This window comes from Methanomicrobiales archaeon (assembly GCA_030019205.1).
Classification (GTDB): Archaea; Halobacteriota; Methanomicrobia; order Methanomicrobiales; family JACTUA01; genus JASEFH01.
The window spans coordinates 57,521-74,767 of sequence record JASEFH010000005.1; the positions used below are offsets into that span (position 1 = coordinate 57,521).

At 66.9% G+C, this 17,247-nt stretch carries 12 protein-coding genes and 2 riboswitches; of the genes, 7 read left to right on the top strand and 5 right to left on the bottom strand.

What is annotated here, in order from left to right; all coding sequences use genetic code 11:
- Positions 1 to 4: 4 nt before the first annotated feature.
- Both QMC96_04540 and QMC96_04545 read left to right on the top strand, forming a co-directional pair.
- Positions 5 to 886 carry a prenyltransferase/squalene oxidase repeat-containing protein gene (locus tag QMC96_04540; GenBank protein ID MDI6876024.1) on the top strand — a complete coding sequence of 294 codons (882 nt, stop codon included), beginning with the start codon at positions 5 to 7 and terminating at the stop codon, positions 884 to 886.
- 292 nt (positions 887 to 1,178) lie between these two features.
- Positions 1,179 to 2,072, top strand: coding sequence for a hypothetical protein (locus QMC96_04545; protein MDI6876025.1), 894 nt, complete (start codon positions 1,179 to 1,181; stop codon positions 2,070 to 2,072).
- Positions 2,073 to 2,270: 198 nt separating this feature from the next.
- On the opposite strand, the gene QMC96_04550 is transcribed toward QMC96_04545, so the two are convergent.
- The 5 genes from QMC96_04550 to QMC96_04570 all read right to left on the bottom strand — a co-directional run bounded on the left by QMC96_04550 (position 2,271) and on the right by QMC96_04570 (position 10,342).
- Positions 2,271 to 4,352 carry a dynamin family protein gene (locus QMC96_04550; GenBank protein MDI6876026.1) on the bottom strand — a complete coding sequence of 694 codons (2,082 nt, stop codon included), beginning with the start codon at positions 4,350 to 4,352 and terminating at the stop codon, positions 2,271 to 2,273.
- A 169-nt stretch (positions 4,353 to 4,521) separates the two neighbouring features.
- Positions 4,522 to 4,585, bottom strand: a riboswitch (Fluoride riboswitch).
- A gap of 48 nt (positions 4,586 to 4,633) precedes the next feature.
- Positions 4,634 to 5,830, bottom strand: coding sequence for an MFS transporter (locus tag QMC96_04555; protein MDI6876027.1), 1,197 nt, complete (start codon positions 5,828 to 5,830; stop codon positions 4,634 to 4,636).
- Between the two features lie 17 nt (positions 5,831 to 5,847).
- On the bottom strand, positions 5,848 to 7,110 hold the full coding sequence (locus tag QMC96_04560; GenBank protein MDI6876028.1) for a DUF92 domain-containing protein: 1,263 nt from the start codon (positions 7,108 to 7,110) through the stop codon (positions 5,848 to 5,850).
- Positions 7,103 to 8,395, bottom strand: coding sequence for a phosphopyruvate hydratase (gene eno / locus QMC96_04565; GenBank protein ID MDI6876029.1), 1,293 nt, complete (start codon positions 8,393 to 8,395; stop codon positions 7,103 to 7,105). The genes QMC96_04560 and eno overlap by 8 nt, the downstream gene beginning before the upstream one ends.
- 108 nt (positions 8,396 to 8,503) lie before the next feature.
- Positions 8,504 to 10,342, bottom strand: a complete 1,839-nt coding sequence (locus QMC96_04570) for a dynamin family protein (protein MDI6876030.1) — start codon at positions 10,340 to 10,342, stop codon at positions 8,504 to 8,506.
- Between the two features lie 48 nt (positions 10,343 to 10,390).
- A riboswitch (Fluoride riboswitch) is annotated at positions 10,391 to 10,451 on the bottom strand.
- 325 nt (positions 10,452 to 10,776) lie between these two features.
- On the opposite strand from QMC96_04570, the gene QMC96_04575 reads away from it, so the two are divergent.
- The 5 genes from QMC96_04575 (at position 10,777) to QMC96_04595 (ending at position 17,175) form a co-directional block, all read left to right on the top strand.
- A complete protein-coding gene (locus tag QMC96_04575; protein MDI6876031.1) occupies positions 10,777 to 13,767 on the top strand; it encodes a CheR family methyltransferase in 2,991 nt (996 codons plus the stop codon).
- Between the two features lie 579 nt (positions 13,768 to 14,346).
- Entirely contained in the window at positions 14,347 to 14,718 is a 372-nt protein-coding gene (locus QMC96_04580) for a hypothetical protein (GenBank protein MDI6876032.1), read from the top strand.
- A gap of 21 nt (positions 14,719 to 14,739) precedes the next feature.
- The gene (locus tag QMC96_04585) at positions 14,740 to 14,979 is read left to right on the top strand and encodes a histidine kinase dimerization/phospho-acceptor domain-containing protein (protein MDI6876033.1); all 240 of its coding nucleotides are present in this window, start codon (positions 14,740 to 14,742) and stop codon (positions 14,977 to 14,979) included.
- Positions 14,980 to 15,034: 55 nt separating this feature from the next.
- Entirely contained in the window at positions 15,035 to 15,382 is a 348-nt protein-coding gene (locus QMC96_04590; protein MDI6876034.1) for an ATP-binding protein, read from the top strand.
- Between the two features lie 374 nt (positions 15,383 to 15,756).
- Positions 15,757 to 17,175: an amino acid permease gene (locus QMC96_04595; GenBank protein ID MDI6876035.1), complete on the top strand. Its 1,419-nt coding sequence runs from the start codon at positions 15,757 to 15,759 to the stop codon at positions 17,173 to 17,175.
- Positions 17,176 to 17,247: the final 72 nt, after the last annotated feature.

Sequence of the window (17,247 nt, forward strand, 5' to 3'; positions counted from 1 at the left end):
GGAGGTGGAGATCATCCGGAGCGATCGGACAGTTCGATACATCCTGGAACGGCGATGTTCGGACGGCGGGTTCTGTTTTTACCAGCTCGACGAGCCGAATACGGCGGACACCTTCTGGGCGCTCGCCTCTCTCGCAGCGCTCGGGATCCGACCGAGAGACGCAGCGACCGCGGAGTACCTCGCGGCGTACCAGAGAGCGGACGGGGGATTCGCATCGCCCTATACGGCCTACCATGCGATCCAGGCCCTGCGGATCCTGGGGCGTCCGCCTCCCGCGGATCCGTCGCCGTGGCTGCAGGAGCACCTGGTTCTCCCCGGGGATCGGGATCGGCCCGTGGAGTCCACGTCACGGTTCGAGCCGCTCTACCTGATCGCGGATCTCCACCGCACCCTGCACCTGCGCGTCGATCCCCGCGCCCGCGGCACGATCGTGCGGGGCCTTCTCCGGATGCTGCACGAGAGCGGCGGGTTCGGCCGCCCGCCCACGCTGATCGAGACGCACCATGCCCTCTCCATCCTGCAGGCGCTCGGGCACCCGATCGGATCCCTCGGGTGCGGAACCTTCCTCCGCCTCTGCGAAGATCCACGGTTCGGGTTTGTCAACGTCCCCGGCAGCCAGCCCTCATACCTCGAGCACATCCACGCCGGCGTCCAGGCATGTCTGCTCCTCTCCTACCCCTCGTCCGTCCTCGAATGCTGTGAGGCCCTGATCCGCCGCTGCCGGCATGCCAGCGGGGGATACGCGCGGTCCGTGTACGGCGGGATCTCCACCCTGGAGAACACATGGATGGCCCTTGCCGCGCTCTCGGGGATCCGGATGCTGGAGCAGGCGTGCCCGCTGCCCCCGCAACGGGAGGTGCTCGACCTATCGAAGCCCCGGGGGTGAGGGGCTGACATTCCCGCATCCGTACGGGGGGGCGGAGAGCCCGCGGCCCGGCTGTCGGGAGCGTCCGATCCTCGCGACCCAGCTTCCGGGCTGGTCGGGGTGCGCCGACGCCGTGGCGGTGTTCGGGAAGATGCCCGCGTCCGAGCGCGGCGTCAGCCCGGCTGGAGCGATCGCCTCCGCGCTCGCGTCGATCGGCGGCGTACGTCGCCCCCTGCGGTGTCCCTCCGCTCGCCCGTCGCCTGTTGCACGGCACCGCGCGGCAGTCCTTTTCATGGGCAACCGGTGAACCGCGATGCGATCCGTCAGCAAGACCCGGGTCCTCCAGAGTCTCCTGGACGGCGGGACTCTCTCGGAGTCCGCCCTGGCGGCCAGATCCGGGTACACTCTGCGGGGGATCGCAAAGCACCTCGTCAACCTGCACCAGGGCGGGCTCATCACCCGGATGCGGGATCCCTCCGGCAGCGGCGAGTTCCTGTACGCGATCAAGAGAACCCGCGAGGCGGTCCTCCGTATCTACGACAGCCGGGACTTTGCAGAGCTCCGGGAGGAGATACGGCAGGCCCCCTGGGTGGTCGACCTCTTCACGCGGGGATACACCGATCTGCCCGACGAACTCGTCCCGATTCTCCGCGCGATGGTGCGGCAATCCGCCTCGTTCTTTGGCGTCGTACGGGAGAATGAGACGATGGAGCGCCTTCGGGAGACCTACCGCCTCTACCGCCTGGTCGATCGGCTGACGGGCAACAGCGATCCCTACGTCAGGGACTGCTGCCTTCTCTACCAGGTCTATGCCGAGTCCGTCACGCGGGACATCGGGCGCAGCGGACTCTCCGGTGAGTTCATCCAACCCCTCGACCGGATCGAGCAGTCGCTCATGCGGGCATTCGATGCGAAGGTGACCCGTGTGCAGCAGGCGATGCTGGTGTATGCCGTGGAGCAGCTGCTGGATGCGCACGATGGCGGACCGTTCTCGAACGAGACCGTCGAGCGGCTCCGCGACCTCTGCGCGCGGTTCCAGCGATTGTCTGCCGACGCCATGCAGCGCGGGGGAGACTATCCGGCGATCCGCCGAGAACTGCGGGACGTGACGAATGCGCTGCAGGCGATCCTGGAATCGGAGCGGTCCTCCGGTCCTCCCCCGGATCCCCTGCAGCGTTCAGCGGGGACGGATCGCCGCGGGCGATGAAGCCCGTCTCCAGCCGCCGGGGTGCGTCATCCCCCCGTCAGCCGATCCCGACGCCGGTGGTGCCGCCGTCGGATCCGGAATCAACCTCCGCCCCGGGTGTTGCGGGGGGAATGATGGGGAATTTTTACGAACCCCCTCTCGCCGAAAGGTGAGGAGCCATACGGCCCCTCATCGCGGAATCCCGCTCCCGTCTGCCGGTCATCGGTCCTGCACTCCGGGTTCTTCTTCACGGAATGCGTCGGGGGCGCATCCGGACGGGACGGACTCCAGGAGTCGCAGGTCCCGCTCTATGTCCTGGATGGCAGCGGTCGTCATCTCTCTCCCCGCGATAGACTGCTCCGCCAGTGCGCGGTAGCGCTCCGCATACCCCTCGAAGCGGCTGCGGAGGAGATCCATCGTCTCCCCCGCCCACTCCTCCAGCGCTTCACCGTAGGCGGCGAGGGTCTGTTCGAGGGAACGCCCGAGAGACCGGTACATCCTCTCCGCGAGGCGCCTCTCGGCATACTTTCGTCCGAACAGCCGGGAGGTGGAAGAGCGGAATGCAGGGGTGCTGATGTGGGCGGGATCGCAGACGGGCATCCCGCGGACCAGGGATGCCAGTTCGCCTTCTTCCGGCGCATCGGCGATTCCCAGCGCGGCAGCGCTCTCCTGCAGGTCGCGCTCCAGCTGGAGGGCCAGGGTCTCGATCGCGTCCGGGAGGGGTTTCGCCCGCCCCCGGGCATACTCCCGGATCGATGCCCGGAGCACGTCGGAGGGCTCGCATTCCGCCCCGTTGGCCGTCATCCGGGCGGCGGCCGCCACGCAGATCTCCGGGGCACCCCGCGCCATCTCCCGGATTCCGCGTTCGACCACGGAGCGCGTCTCCTCGATCCGCCCCGTCGCCTGCCGCAGGCGGGACTCCGCGGCCCGGATCCGCTCCTGCGTGTGCGGGGACGCCTGCCGGCTCCGCTGAACCTGGAGGCGGAGGGCAGCCACGACGGATTCCCGCAGCGCGCCGATCTTTCGCCGCAGAGATGCCTCCCTGAGGTCCTGCGAGCGGCTGCAGAGCGGAAGAATCTCCTCCTCGAACCATGCGTCCAGCAGCCGGCGGTGCGAGGGGCGGACGCTAACGGGGTGCACCGGCAGGTCCCGATCGAACTCCGCCGCCAGGTGCTGCTGAATGTACCGAAGGATGCGCCCGCAGTCCGGCGGGGTCAGCAGGTCCGCTTTACTCAGCAGCACGTTCACGGGAACCGCCGCTTCCTGCAGCGCACGGATCGTCTGGATGTCGCCCTCCGTTAGGGTGGATCCTGCATCGATCATCACAACGCCGAGGTCGCACCGCGGCAGGTAGGCGAGAGTTTCGGCAGCACCGCCCGTTGCCAGCGAGCCCAGCCCCGGAGTGTCCACAAAGGTCACCCCGCTGCCGAGGCGGGGTGCGGGGAGCGTGACCGCGATGCGGGTAACGCGCTTGACGTTTCCGGGGTTCTGCTGCTCCGTTGCGTATTCGCCGAGCCGATCGATGTCCAGCGCACGGGAGGGCGCATGGGCGAAGGATACCGTGATCGCCGCCCTCTCGCCGAAAGCGATGTGGATGGGGACCGCCGTGATGGGCGTCACCCCCACAGGCAGCGCATCCGTATCGAGGATGGCGTTCAGGAGGGACGATTTTCCGCAGCTCACGCGCCCGAAGACCGCGATCTCGAACGCCCTGTCCTCGGCCCGGTCCAGGATCGAGGCGATCGTCCCGCGGAATTCGACCAGCCCCCGCTCCGCCACGACCCGCTCGATGGCCGACAGGAGGCGGAGATCGCCCCCCTCTCTCTCCAGCCTCTGCAGGCGTGCCTCCAAATCCTCGCCGCCTCCTCCGGCGAGACAGCGGTCGAGCCGCACGACCAGGCCGTGCAGTTCCGCCGCGATGCCGTTCAGCTCCGTCGCCACGTCCGCGGACACCTCCCCGTAACCCCGCATGTGCTGCGGTCTGAGCTCTTCGGCAGCGATATCGATCGCAATGAGCGTGGCGTGGATGGCTCTGGAGGCCGGAACACGCGGTTGATCCCGGGGGATGCCCTGGCCATCCAGGATCCGCACCACCTGGGCGCGCAGGCGGGCGACGAAGTCCTCGATCGTCCGCCGACGGGCGGGGTCGAGATCGGGGGCGTATCTCGGGAAGGCGGCGCGTGACGTGGAGGTATTCAGGATGGCTTCGATCTCGCCGAGGAGCCTGTCGATATGCTCGCAGGAGACCCGCAGGTATCGGGCCTGATGCTCGTTCAGGGATGACGAAGACCTGTCCGTCATGCCCCCGCCCATCCCTGCCGAAGGTGCCCGGAGCTGCCCTTCATATCCGGGGGTCGCGCCGCGTCCCCCAAGAACCTGCGAACTGTGACCATGCCCTGCCCTGTCCTGTGCGATCTCTACGAAGGCAGGCATCGACCTGCCCGGCGGCGATGCGCTGAAGGGGATCGCCGGGGAACCAGAAGTCATCAGCCGGCAGGCGGCGGTTAGGGGCGGACCTCATCGCCCTTCATGTACCCGGGATAGGTCTGCAAGGCATTAATGCTTTCAGGTGCACCCCCCGTTCATCGGACATCATACGAACGGGAGCGTGCGGCGGCCAGGAGCAGTGTCCCGATAGCAGCGACCGTCGCGGCGAAGAGGAATCCGGCGGTGTATCCGACGAACGTCCAGATAAACCCGATGACAATGCTCGATGCCAGGTCGCCGATTCCGTTCACGGTGGCGAGTGCCCCGAATCCGGTACCCCGGCGGCGCTCCTCCACGAGTTCGGCCGCGACGGCCCCCTCGAGTGTATCCTCGGCGGCGAGATAGAGGCCGGCGAGTGCAAAGAGCACTCCGTAGATGAAGAGGCCCGGCGGGACGACGGCGAATCCGATGTACATCACGAAGGCGACGGCATATCCGAAGATAAGCACCCTCCACCGCCCGAAGCGGTCCCCGAGGACGCCGAACGGGTAGGACCCCGCCGCGTAGACCGCGTTCCGAATGACATAGAGGGCGGCGCCGGCGGCGGTCGCAGCCGTAAACCCGAGCGACGGCGTCAGGGCGACGATGGCAAAGGCGACGAGGAGCGTGTCCGAGAAGTCGGCGATCCCGAAGACGAGGACCGCCCCGAGGAACCGCTTGAACCTCTCCGGGAGATCCCGGAGCGAAGCGACCAGGTTCATCCGGTCGCGGGAGGGCGCCGGATTCTTCTCCCGCACGAGGAGCCAGAAAGATCCGACGGCGAGGAAGCCCGGGATGAGGGTGAGCCAGATGATCTCCCGGATGCCGATCGAGGCGAGCAGGGCCAGGGCGACCAGCGGGCCGGCGATCGCCCCGAGGGTGTCGCCCGCACGGTGGAACCCGAAGGCCTTCCCGAGGTCCTGCGGCGGGACGGACTTGGCGAGGATCGCGTCGCGCGGCGGCCCCCGCGTCCCGCGGCCCACCCATCCGATGACGCGGCCGAGGAGGACAACGGGCCATGCGGTCGCGACCGCAACAAAGGCGGGGAAGATCGCGGTGGCGAAGTACCCGGCGAGCGCGAACTCCTTTCTCTTCCCGAGACGGTCCGAGAGGTGGCCGGAGAAGAGCTTGACGAAGCTCGATGCGCCGTCGCTCACCCCCTCGATCACGCCCAGCGCATACACGGGGGCGCCCAGGACGATCAGGAGCGAGGGGAGCAGCACGGTGACGGCTTCGTGGCCGAGGTCGGAGAGAAAACTCGTCACCCCGGCGCCGATCACCGTGCGGTTCAGCCAGCCATCATCGCGGTTCATAGACTCTCCTGCGTGGATCAAAAGATGGCAAACGGGTGAAGGTATACGAGGACGAGCGCAACCGCCCCTCCCCCCAGCGTCCCGATCAGGTTGGACCCGGCATTCCCGATGAGCCCCCGGTTCTCCACGGTCGCACCGGCAAGGGAGTCCAGGTTCGTCCCGGCAAAGCCGGCCAGGGTGCAGATCCCCCCCGTGAGCGGGTCGACCACACCGAGCGCGACGGCGAAGAGGGATATCGCTCCCGCGCCCAGGATCGCAGCGGCTTCGCCGAGGAGGGTCACGCCCCCGTTCGTCCCGGCCGGCACCCTCCGGAACGTCGTGATCAGGCGGGGCGATCCCCCCGTCACCCCGATCTCGCTGGCCACCGTGTCCCCTGCGGCGGCGGCCACGCTCCCCACAAACATCGCCACGAAGAGCGGCTGGCCAGAGATCCCGTAGAGGATCGCGGCCGCTGCCGATACCAGGCCGTTCCCGAATACGTTGCGGTAGCCCCGCGCCCCGCCGTGGGACTGCTCCACGCCGAGTCTCTCCTTGTAGGCGTACTTGTAGCGGGTGCAGAGCGATCCCAGGACGAAGAAGGCGAGCATGACGAGGAACCAGGAGATGCGGTAGGTCTCCCAGGTGAACAGGATCAGGATGAGGCCCACGAGAGCGCCGGAGAAGAGGCCGCTCAGGTCGGCGGTGCGGAAGCGGTAGGAGAAGTAGCCGAACGAGAACGCCACGGCGACCGCGAGCGCGATCAGGGGCAGGTCGACGTGATAGTGCAGATCGTGGATGAGGTACATCCCCATCGCGATCCCCAGCGCCTCGACCGCGAGGCCGTCCTCCCGCCCCCGAAAGAGCACCTTCAGGAGGACGGCGATGACGACCCCGAAGAGCGCCGCGAGCGGATAGAACACATCCAGGTACGCAAGGACGAGGGCCGCGCCGGCGGTGGCGGCGGCAAAATAGTAGAGGCAGGCGATCGATGCCTCGCGGCCCGGGCGGAAGATCAGGAATCCGCATACGAGAATGGCGAATGTGACCGCGTACACGAAGAGCGGGACGATGCCGAAGGCGTACAGGGCGGAGACGAGGATGGCGGCCGGCGAGAACGCCTTCGTTGCCGGGATCAGGTAGAGGATCAGCGAGGCCGGGATCACCAGTACCGCAAGGACCCACGGCGGCTGGACGTGCGGCGAGGCCAGGATGGAGGCGACGGCCAGGGCTGCGGGGAGCAGATCGCGCGATGTTACCGGATCCCTGCGCACGTGCAGGGCGGAGAGGGCCGGTTCAGCCACGCACGAACGCTCCCCGACCGGCGTAGACTGCCCGGCTGCCCAGGTCCTCCTCGATCCGCATCAGCTGGTTGTACTTCTCGACCCGTTCGCCCCGCGCCGGCGCCCCGGTCTTGATCTTGCCGCCCCCGATTGCAACCGTGAAGTCCGCGATGAACGGATCGACCGTCTCGCCGCTGCGGTGGGAGACGATCACGCCCCAGCCCGCCGTCTTCGCCACGGTCACGGTGCGGAGGGTCTCGGTCACCGTCCCGATCTGGTTCGGTTTGATCAGGACGGAGTTGGCGGTCTTCTCCCCGATCCCCCGCTGCACGCGCTCGGCGGAGGTGACGAAGATGTCGTCGCCGACGAGCTCCACGCGGCCCCCCAACGTCTGCGTCAGGAGCTGCCACCCCTCCCAGTCATCCTCGGCGAGGCCGTCCTCGATCGAGACGATCGGGTAGGTCGAGACGAGCCCGCGGTACCAGTCGACCATCTCCCCGCTGGTCCGCTTCCGCCCCTCCCGCTGCAGGGTGTAGATCCCGTCCCCGTAGAAGGCGCTCGATGCGGGATCGAGGGCGATCGCGATCTCGGCGCCGGGGCGGTATCCCGCCTCCTCGATCGCCGCGACGATCAGCTCCAGCGGCTCCTCGTTCGTGGCGACCGCCGGCGCGAACCCGCCCTCGTCGCCCACCGCCGTCGGGTAGTCCTTCTCCTTCAGGACCTGCTGGAGCGCATGGTAGGTCTCAGCGCCCCAGCGGATCGCCTCCGTCGCCGACGCCGCCCCGAGCGGCACGATCATGAACTCCTGGCAGTCCGCCCCCTGCCACTGGGCATGGACGCCGCCGTTGAGGACGTTCATCATCGGCACGGGGAGCAGGTGCGCTCCGGCGCCGCCCAGGTACTGGTAGAGCGGGACGCCTCTCGCCTGCGCGGCGGCTCGGGCGACCGCCATCGAGATCCCCAGGATCGCGTTGGCTCCCAGGTTGGCCTTGTTCGGGGTGCCGTCCCGTTCGATCATCACCCCGTCGATCCCTGCCTGGTCGCTCGCGTCCCTCCCGAGGAGCGCCGGTGCCAGCGTGCCGTTGATGTTCTCGACGGCCTTCTGCACCCCTTTTTTCCGATACCGCCGGGGATCGCCGTCCCGCAGCTCGACCGCCTCGTGGGTGCCGGTCGAGGCCCCCGATGGGACCGCGGCCCGGGCCCGCACGCCGCCGTCCAGGCGGATCTCCACCTCGACCGTCGGGTTGCCCCGGGAGTCCAGGATCTTCCGCCCGTGCAGCGCTGCAATTGCGGTTTCACGCACCATGTCTCTCGCCTCTCTGGATACTCGTGATTACAGGGAACAAGATATGAACTGTTCGTTCCGGGGTGACGGGCAGCCCTTCGGGGGCCCGCGCTGCAGCCACCCCTTCCTTCAGGGCTCCCCGAGGGCCTGCAGCGCGGCATGCACGTCCCGTTCGGCCGACCGAAGCCTCGCGAGCTCCGCTGCCGTCTCCTCCACGTGCTCCCTCCGCTTCTCGCAGGCGGCCCTGATCGCTCCGTGCGTCGCCTCGATGGTGTCCCGCAGGTCCCGGTCGAGCGCGGTCCCGTAGTGGAGGAACGAGATGTTCAGGTTCTGCAGGGTTTCCCAGCGGAGATTCTCGACGTTCTGGACCACCAGGTGCTCGATCCGCCGCTGCAGCCGCTCGCGGATCCGCCTCTCCCGCATCGGGCGGGGCGTCAGTCGGTCGATGAACTCGTTCGGGATCGGGTTGAACGTGCTGTTCCATGTCTTCTGCGCGACCCAGTACGGCCGCCGCTGCATCTCGAAGGCCTGCTCGCTCTCGGGGGCGTGGTAGGGGATCTCGAAGAGTTCGGCGGCCGTGACGCGGATGGACTCGATCAGGTCGTCGGCCCGCCTCTGATGGCTCTTGAGGAGGCGGACGAGCTCCTGGTTCATGGCAGCATCCACCTCGGCGAGCTTCTCCCCGTAGAGCTCGGGGATCGCGGCGGCGACGGCATCCTGCGCAGCCTGCTCGTCGAGGCTCTTCTGCAGGGCTTTATCGGCGATCTCCAGCAGCTGCTCGCGGGTGGTCGTCCGCAGGGCCGCGGCGAAGGATTCGAGGTGTTCTGCGATCCGGTTCTGGTCGCCGGCGAGGATGTCCCGCGCGTGGAGCCGCTGGCGCTCCGCCTCCTGGATCTTCTGCTCGAAGATCGCAAGCCGCTGCTCGACGTCGGCCAGCGGCAGTTCCAGCGAGCGGATGCCGAGCTGGATCTGGAGGCGGGCGTCGTTCAGGATGGCGACGGCTTTCGAGCGTACGGCCTGCTGGAGGACCGCGCTCTTCTCCCGCGCCAGGAAGTTGACCAGGTGGTCGGAGACTGCCGCGAGACCGCTCGCCTCCCAGAGGGCGGCATCCCTGCGCTCCCGGGCTGCGAGACCCTGCCGGGCGGAGACCGCGAAGATGATGGGGTCCCGGGCGTCTCCCGCGCCCTGTGCGAGCACCTTCTGCAGGAAGGCGATCGCGGTCGCCCGTTCTGCATCGTCCAGGTAGTCGACCTTGTTGAGGATGAAGAAGAGGCGGGCGACCCTCTCCCGGACCTGTCGCAGGAACTCGACCTCGACCTCGGTGATCGGCGGGTCGGACGAGACCAGAAAAAGGGCGGCATCGCACTGGGAGAGAAAGTTCAACGTCACCTCGGTGTTGTGGCGGTGCGTGGAGCCGATGCCGGGGGTATCGATCAGGACCACGTCCCGCAGGAGAGGGGCCGGGTGGAAGACGTCGGCCTGGGTGACACCCAGCGTGTTGCGGGGGTTCCCGTCCTCGGAGACGTATCGCCCGAGGAGGCGGTTGAGCTCGGCGGCGTCGTCGGCCTCGTGGGTCACGTCCGCCCGCCCGTCCTGGAAGTGGATGACGACGCGCTTCCGCTCCCCGTACTGGATGAAGGTCGGGATCGCGGTGACGGGGATAACCGAACTGGGCAGCACTGCCTCGCCCAGGAGTGCGTTGAGGAGCGTGCTCTTCCCCCGCTTGAACTGCCCCAGGACGGCGAGGTGGAACCGCCCCTCCACGAGGCGGTCACGGAGCAGCTGCAGGCGCTCCGCGTGCGGGGAGTACTCGGGGCCGAGAGCCCGCAGCCCCGCGATGAGGGCCGGAATCACGGTCGTTACGGGGTTCGGTTCAAAAGCCTCGGATCGATGGAGCGAGGGTGCGGTCGGTCGAGAGTCTGGGTGGGCTTCCGCCGTGAGGATTGTGGGCCGGGACGGGTCGCGCATGGGACTCCTCCTGATGCTTCGCGGGATGCGGAGATCCCGCCGGTGCCATTTTCAGTAGGAGTTATCAGCCGCACGGCGGTTGTCGGTGAACTCCATCACCATCGGCAGGAAAAGGTAGCTCCTCTCGGTTAATGAATCCATCGGCGGTTCCGCTGACAGGGCGCACTGTCAGCGGCGCAGTCACGCTGCGGGATCCCCGCCATGCGGCCCCACGGGAGGAGCGGGGGGACAATCGCAGGGGAGATTTCATCATCTCCTGGAACGAGATGTCATGGTGCCGGAGCCTCCCGGAGACGCAGGGGGTGGAGCCGCGGGGGTGTTCGGAGCCGTGCAGAGGTAGGATCCCGACGAGCCCGACACCTCCCGGAGCCTGAATGCGGAGATGGCGGGGGAGATCCGGGAATGGTGGATGGGCTGCAGAAGGGATGACACGTATGATGAGAAACGAGAAGCAGGATGGGGAAACGCCGGAACCCGCTGGCGAACCGGAGAGGGACGCGGATCGGTGGGAGCAGCCGGCAGCCGAATCGCCGGCGCTGCCCCGCGCCATCGTCGGGATCGGGGCATCGGCCGGAGGGCTCGAGGCGCTGGAACAGTTCTTCCGGCACACGCCGACCGATACCGGGCTGGCGTTCGTGGTGATCCTGCACCAGGACCCCCGGCAGAAGGGGCTGCTCCCGGAGATCCTGGAGCGGTTCACCTCTCTGCCTGTGGTGGAGGCCTCGGATGGGACCCGGGTCGAGCCCGACACCGTGTACATCAAACCGTCCCACGCCGATCTCGCGATCCTGCAGGGCGTCCTCACGCTCCTGGAGCCGCTGCAGGTCAAGGGGCTGCACCTGCCCATCGACACCTTCTTCCGGCACCTGGCCGAGGATCAGGATGGGAAAGCCATCGGCATCGTCCTCTCCGGGACGGGAAGCGACGGAACGCTTGGCATCCGGGCCCTCAAGGAGCGCACAGGCATGGCCATGGCCCAGGATCCCGCCACCGCCCAGTTCACCGGCATGCCGCAGAGCGCGATCGCCACGGGGCTCGTGGACTACGTCGCCCCGCCTGCAGAACTGCCGAAACTGCTCATCCCCTATATCCAGAGCCTCGAACAGATATCCGCCGTCCGGGAGGTCCCGGACAAAGCCACCGAGGATGGGCTCGCCAAGATCTTCGTCCTGCTCCGCTCTCGCACAGGCCAGGATTTCTCGCAGTACAAGCGGAGCACCATCCAGCGCCGCATCGGGCGCCGGATGAGCCTGCACCAGCTGACCCGCCTGGAGGACTACATCCGCTTCCTGCAGGAGAACCCGCCCGAGATCGAGGTTCTGGCAAAAGAACTGCTGATCGGCGTGACGCGGTTCTTCCGGGATCCGGAGGCCTGGGAGAACCTCAAAGACGTACTCTCCGGCCTGATCCGGCGCGCACCAGAAGGCAGCACGCTGCGGGTGTGGGTCGCGGGGTGCTCCAGCGGGGAGGAAGCCTATACGATGGCGATCGCGATTCGCGAGGTGCTGGATGCCCTGGACCGGTCCCGGGAGATCCGGTTCCAGATCTTCGGAACTGACGTGGATGGGGAAGCCATCGAGACGGCGCGCCATGGGGTATACCCGGCCAACATTGCCGTTGACGTCTCACCCGAACGTCTCGACCGCTTTTTCGTGAAAGAAGATGAGAGATACCGTGTCACCCAGGAGATCCGGGAGACGGTGATCTTCGCCCCGCACAATGTCATCTCCGACCCACCGTTCACCCACCTGGACGTCCTCTCCTGCCGGAACCTGCTCATCTACCTCACCCCGAGTCTCCAGAAGAAGCTGATCCCCCTCTTCCACTACGCGCTGGAGCCCGGCGGGATCCTCTTCCTGGGCACTGCAGAGTCCATTGGCAGCTACGGCGACCTCTTCAAGACCGTGGAGAGCCGCTGGAAGATCTTCCAGCGGCGGGAGGAGACCCCTGCCTATGCGGCTCACCCCGAGCTGCCCCTCCAGATCACCGCTCCGGAGCGTCATGCAGGCCGCGTCCTTGCAAAAAGAGAGGTCTCCGCTCCCGCACCTGCACAGAAGTGGCTGCTCGAGCGCTTCGTCCCGCCCTCGGTGATCGTCAACGAGAGGGGAGACATCCTCTACTTCCAGGGGAAGACCCGCAAGTACCTGGAGCCTCCCACGGGGAGGGCGATCCTGAACGTGTTCACGATGGCCCGGGAGGGTCTCTCGTATCCTCTGGCAGCGTCGCTCACCGCCGCCGTGCGGGAGAAGAAGGAGATTGCCCGCGACGATGTATCCGTTCGGATAAACGGTACGTTCCAGCGGATCCGCCTGACCGTGCAGCCGATCCCCGAAACGGACGAGAAGGAGCAGCTCTACCTGGTCTCGTTCGAGGACCGCCCGGAGACCATCGAGCTCCCGGCGCGGGAAACCGCGGGAGAAGGGGAGGAGGCGTGCGGGCGGTGTGCGGCGCTCGAACAGGAGCTCGTCCACGCGCGGCAGCAGCTCCAGAACTTCGCCGAAGAGATGCAGGCATCCCAGGAGGAGCTGCGGTCCGCGAACGAAGAGCTCCAGAGCATGAACGAGGAATTGACCAGTTCCAAGGAGGAGCTTCAGTCCCTCAACGAGGAGCTCTTAACCGTCAACGCGGAGCACCAGAAGAAGATCGAGGAGCTCTCCCGCAGCAGCGATGACATGCGCAATGCGCTCCGGAGCGCCGAGATCCCCCTCCTCTTCCTGAACAACGAGCTCCGGGTGCGGCGGTTCACGGAGCCCATCCGCTCCATCATCAACCTGCAGCCCAGCGATATCGGCCGCCCCGTCACCGACTTAAAGGTCAATATCAGGAATGAACGCTTCCAGGCCGATGTGCGGGAGGTGCTCGATACCCTGCAGATGCGGGCGAAGCAGGTGCAGACGGGGGACGGGCGGTGGTACACCATGCGGATCCTGCCCTATCGCACGGGAGAGAACCGGATCGAGGGCGTGATAGTCGCTTTCTCGGACATTACCCCGCTCAAGGAGCTGGAGTCCTCCCTCCAGTATTTCCGCACCTACGCGGAGAACGTCGTCGCCACCGTCTGCGAGCCACTGTTGGTGCTGGACCGCGATCTCCGCGTCGTCGCTGCGAACCGTTCGTTCTACACGACGTTCCGGGTCAAGCCCGAGGAGACGGTGGGGAAGCTTCTCTACACCCTGGGGAACAACCAGTGGGATATCCCCGAGCTCCGAGAGCTGCTGGAGGAGATCCTTCCGAAGCAGACGGAGTTCGAGGGCTACGAGGTGGAGCACGACTTCCCCGGCATCGGGCACCGCGTGATGCGGCTCAACGCCCGGAAGGTCCAGTCGGATGCCGGACCCTCCCTGATCCTCCTCGCCATGGAGGTCGTGAGCGGGCGATCGGGTGCGGAAGGCGGGCACGCCGGTGTGCAGGAGAGATCCGACTGAATGCCGGCAAGGTGCAAAACCCCTCCCGCATCCCGTTCGTCCTGCCCGCCTTCCGGGGCGGCTGGGACATCCGAAAAGCCTCCGGGGCTCCGGCCGTCTATCGGTCGGGCAGGCGAACCAATGGATACGCGGAGAGCAGGCACAAGAATCCCGCCTTTCGACCCTTCCGATGCTCGAGGCGTCCAAACGTACATGAAGTGCCCGGATGCTCCCCCTGTCTACCCATGAGGACCATTCGATCCTTTGAGAGACATTTTCATCTTTCCGGGTCGTCTCCATGAATCTCTCTGCGGTGCGGCGGAAGAAGGAAGCGTAGAGGGCGCAGCTGCAGGCGATACTCCAGGAGGTCGATTCTCCGGCACTCCTCTCCGCCGTTGAGTACCTTCCGGACGGGCTGGTGGAGGACTGTTCCCGGTCCTGCTGCGATCCCGGCGGGGGGGAAGTGATGCACGTCTGAAGCGTGCAGGGGAAGACCGCAACCTGCAGCAGCGCGAATATCAGGAGGCGCTGGCGCAGGTCCGGACCTATACCGGGGAGCTGGCCGCCGCCAACGAGGAGCTCCGCCGGGCAAACGAAGAGTTGAGCCAGGCCGATGAACGGCTGAACCAGCAGAATGCCGAGCTGGCCGCTGCCCGCAAAGCGGCGGACCTGGAGCGCGAGCGCTACCACGACCTCTTCGATACCGCCCTGGAAGGCTACAGCGCGACGGATCGGAGCGGAACGATTCGGGAAGCCAATCGGGCCGTGGCATCGCTCCTCGCCGTCCACAAGGGGAGTCTGCGGGGCCGGAGCCTCATCCCCTTCGTCGCAGAGGGGTGCCGGGGGAGTTCCAGGCCCGGCTGGCCCGGGCTGCGAGCGGAAACCCGAGCAGGACTGGGAAGTGCAGCTGCAGCCAGTGGGGGGAGAGAGCGTGTGGGTGTCCGCGAGCATCGTGTCGGTGCGCTCGGGTGATGCGACAGACCCCTCGCTTCGCTGGATGGTCCGGGGTATCACCGATCGCAAGCGGGCAGAAGATGCTCTGAAACAGTCTTCCGAACCCGCGGCAAGCTCGACGCGGAGACCGAGGAGTACCTCGACTTCATCATCGGTGCCGGCAGACGGATGCAGGCGCTCATCCAGGATCTCCTGGACTTCTCGCGGGTGAGCAGCCCGGCCCAGAGGTTCGAACGTGTCCAGACCGAGGCGGTTCTTGTACGGGCGCTCCTCCCCTGAACGGGCTTGTCGAGGAGAGCGGTGCAGCGATCACCCACGACCCCCCCTGCCGGACGTGCTGGCGGATGAGCGGCAGCTCCAGCAGGTCTTCCAGAATCTCATCGGCAATGCCCTCAAGTACCGCAGGGAGGACGAGGCGCCCAGGATCCACATCTCCGCTCGGACCTCGGACGGGTTCTGGCAGTTCTCGGTATCGGACAACGGGATCGGGATCGAGCCGCAGTACTTCGACCGTATCTTCGTCATCTTCCAGCGGCTGCACGGACCGGATCAGTACAAAGGAACCGGTATCGGTCTTGCCGTTGTGAAACGGATCGTGGAGCGGCACGGAGGCCGCATCTGGGTGGAGTCGGAGCCGGGGAAGGGCTCGACGTTCCACTTCACGCTGCCGGCGGTGCGGTGACACCTCGCGGGGGTGGAACGGTTGCCCGGCTGCGGCAGATCCCGATCGTGATGCCAACGGGAAGGGGCAGAACGTGAGCCCAGATCGACACCCCCGCACTCCGGCGAGCACTCCACCGCGATCCGGCCGGTCCGGGAGGATCTACCGACGGAGTGAACGGGAAGCGGATAGATCCGGGGGCGGGCGAGATTCCCCAGCGGCTCCGCTCGCGGCGGAGATTCCCCTGCCTTTCTGTCAGTGCCCCGTATCCCCCCTCGCCCGCGCCACTCGCGCCGCGGATGCCCTTGCGCGCAGGCTGCCACCGCTCTGCGGACGTGCCCGCGGTCGCTCTTCGTACGCGTTCTATTAATAGTATCAGCGCCCATCCGCAGTTTGTGCCCTCTGCAGAGCTCAGGCGAGCACTGACGTCCTTCGACCTCGTCAACATCGTCGTGGGGTCCATCGTCGGGGCGGACATCTACATCGCCTCGGCAATCACCGCCGGACTCCTCGGCCCCTTCTCCATCGTGGTCTGGCTCCTCGCCGCCGTCTGCGCCATCGTCATCGCCCTCGTCTTCGCCTACTGCAGTTACTACGTCCCCCGCGTCGGCGGACCCTTTGCCTATGTATCCGAAGCCTTCGACGACTTCTACGGGTTCCTGACCGGCTGGAGCCTCTGGATCGCCGAACTGCTGGCGCTCCCTGTCTTTGCAATCGCCTTTGCAAACTACCTCCAGTACCTCGTCCCGCTCTCCGAGGGGGAGCGGATTCTGGTAAAAGCCCTCTTCCTGGGTACCCTCGTGCTGGTGAACATCGTTGGCGTCAGGGCTGCAGGGCGGGTGAACGATGCCCTCACCCTGATCAAACTCGCCCCGCTCCTCCTCCTGATCGTTGCCGGGTTGGGGGCGTTCCTCCTCGAGCCCGCACGCCTGCTGGATGCCTATCAGCCTCTCGCCCCCCTCGGCGTCGGGAATACCGGCCCGGCCCTGGTCCTGATCTTCTGGGCCTACGTGGGATTCGAGATGGCCACGTTCCCGGCGTCCGAAGTGCAGGACCCGGGCAGCACCATCCCGCGGGCGATCGTGACGGGGATGCTCATCGTCACCGTGTTCTACCTCCTGACCAACTTCGTGGTCTACGGGCTGATCCCCTGGGATACCCTCGCCCGCAGTTCCACACCGCTCATCCTGGCGGGCTCCGCGCTCTTCGGGTCTCTCGGGGTCCTGATCATGACCATGGGGGCGCTCTTCTCCGTCTCCGGGTCCGACGAGTCGGGGATGCTGGGTATATCCCGCCTCACCTACGCACTCTCTATCGACGGCCTCTTCCCCCGCATCTTCTCCCGAGTCCACCCCGTCTACGGTACCCCCTACATGGCCCTCCTCGTCCAGGGGCTCATCGCGTTCGTGCTCTCCGTCTACTCGGGTCTCACGCAGCTCATCTCCTTCTCGGTCTTCAACTTCGCCTTCGCCTTCTCCCTCACCTGCCTGGCGCTCGTCGTCCTGAAACGGGAGCAGGAGACGCGCCTCCCCGGTCAGAACGTCCTCCCGTGGATCGGGCTGTTGATCTGCCTCTACCTCCTCTCCTCCACCACCCTGCTCGACAAACTGGTGGGAACGCTCCTGATCCTCCTCGGGATCCCCCTCTACGTATACTTCTCCCCGAAGCAGGACATCCGTCACCTGAAAGGGCTGTTCGTCTCGGAACAGGCCATCCTGATCCGGGCCCTGGAGAAGAAGGAGCGGTTTTTGGCGCACTTCATCGGCTTCCTCCACCGCATCTGGCGGAGGATCGGGGAGGATGCCGGGGGGTAGCGCGTGCCCCTCCCCGCACCACGGGACCGGGCAGCGCCGATGGATGCGGTGCGCCTGTGCGGGTCCGAGGCG

Coding starts and splice junctions, on each gene's coding strand:
- QMC96_04545 (MDI6876025.1), top strand. CDS start 1,179: ATGCGATCCGTCAGCAAGACCCGGGTCCTCCAGAGTCTCCTGGACGGC.
- QMC96_04550 (MDI6876026.1), bottom strand. CDS start 4,352: ATGACGGACAGGTCTTCGTCATCCCTGAACGAGCATCAGGCCCGATAC.
- QMC96_04555 (MDI6876027.1), bottom strand. CDS start 5,830: ATGAACCGCGATGATGGCTGGCTGAACCGCACGGTGATCGGCGCCGGG.
- eno (MDI6876029.1), bottom strand. CDS start 8,395: ATGGTGCGTGAAACCGCAATTGCAGCGCTGCACGGGCGGAAGATCCTG.
- QMC96_04570 (MDI6876030.1), bottom strand. CDS start 10,342: ATGCGCGACCCGTCCCGGCCCACAATCCTCACGGCGGAAGCCCACCCA.
- QMC96_04575 (MDI6876031.1), top strand. CDS start 10,777: ATGATGAGAAACGAGAAGCAGGATGGGGAAACGCCGGAACCCGCTGGC.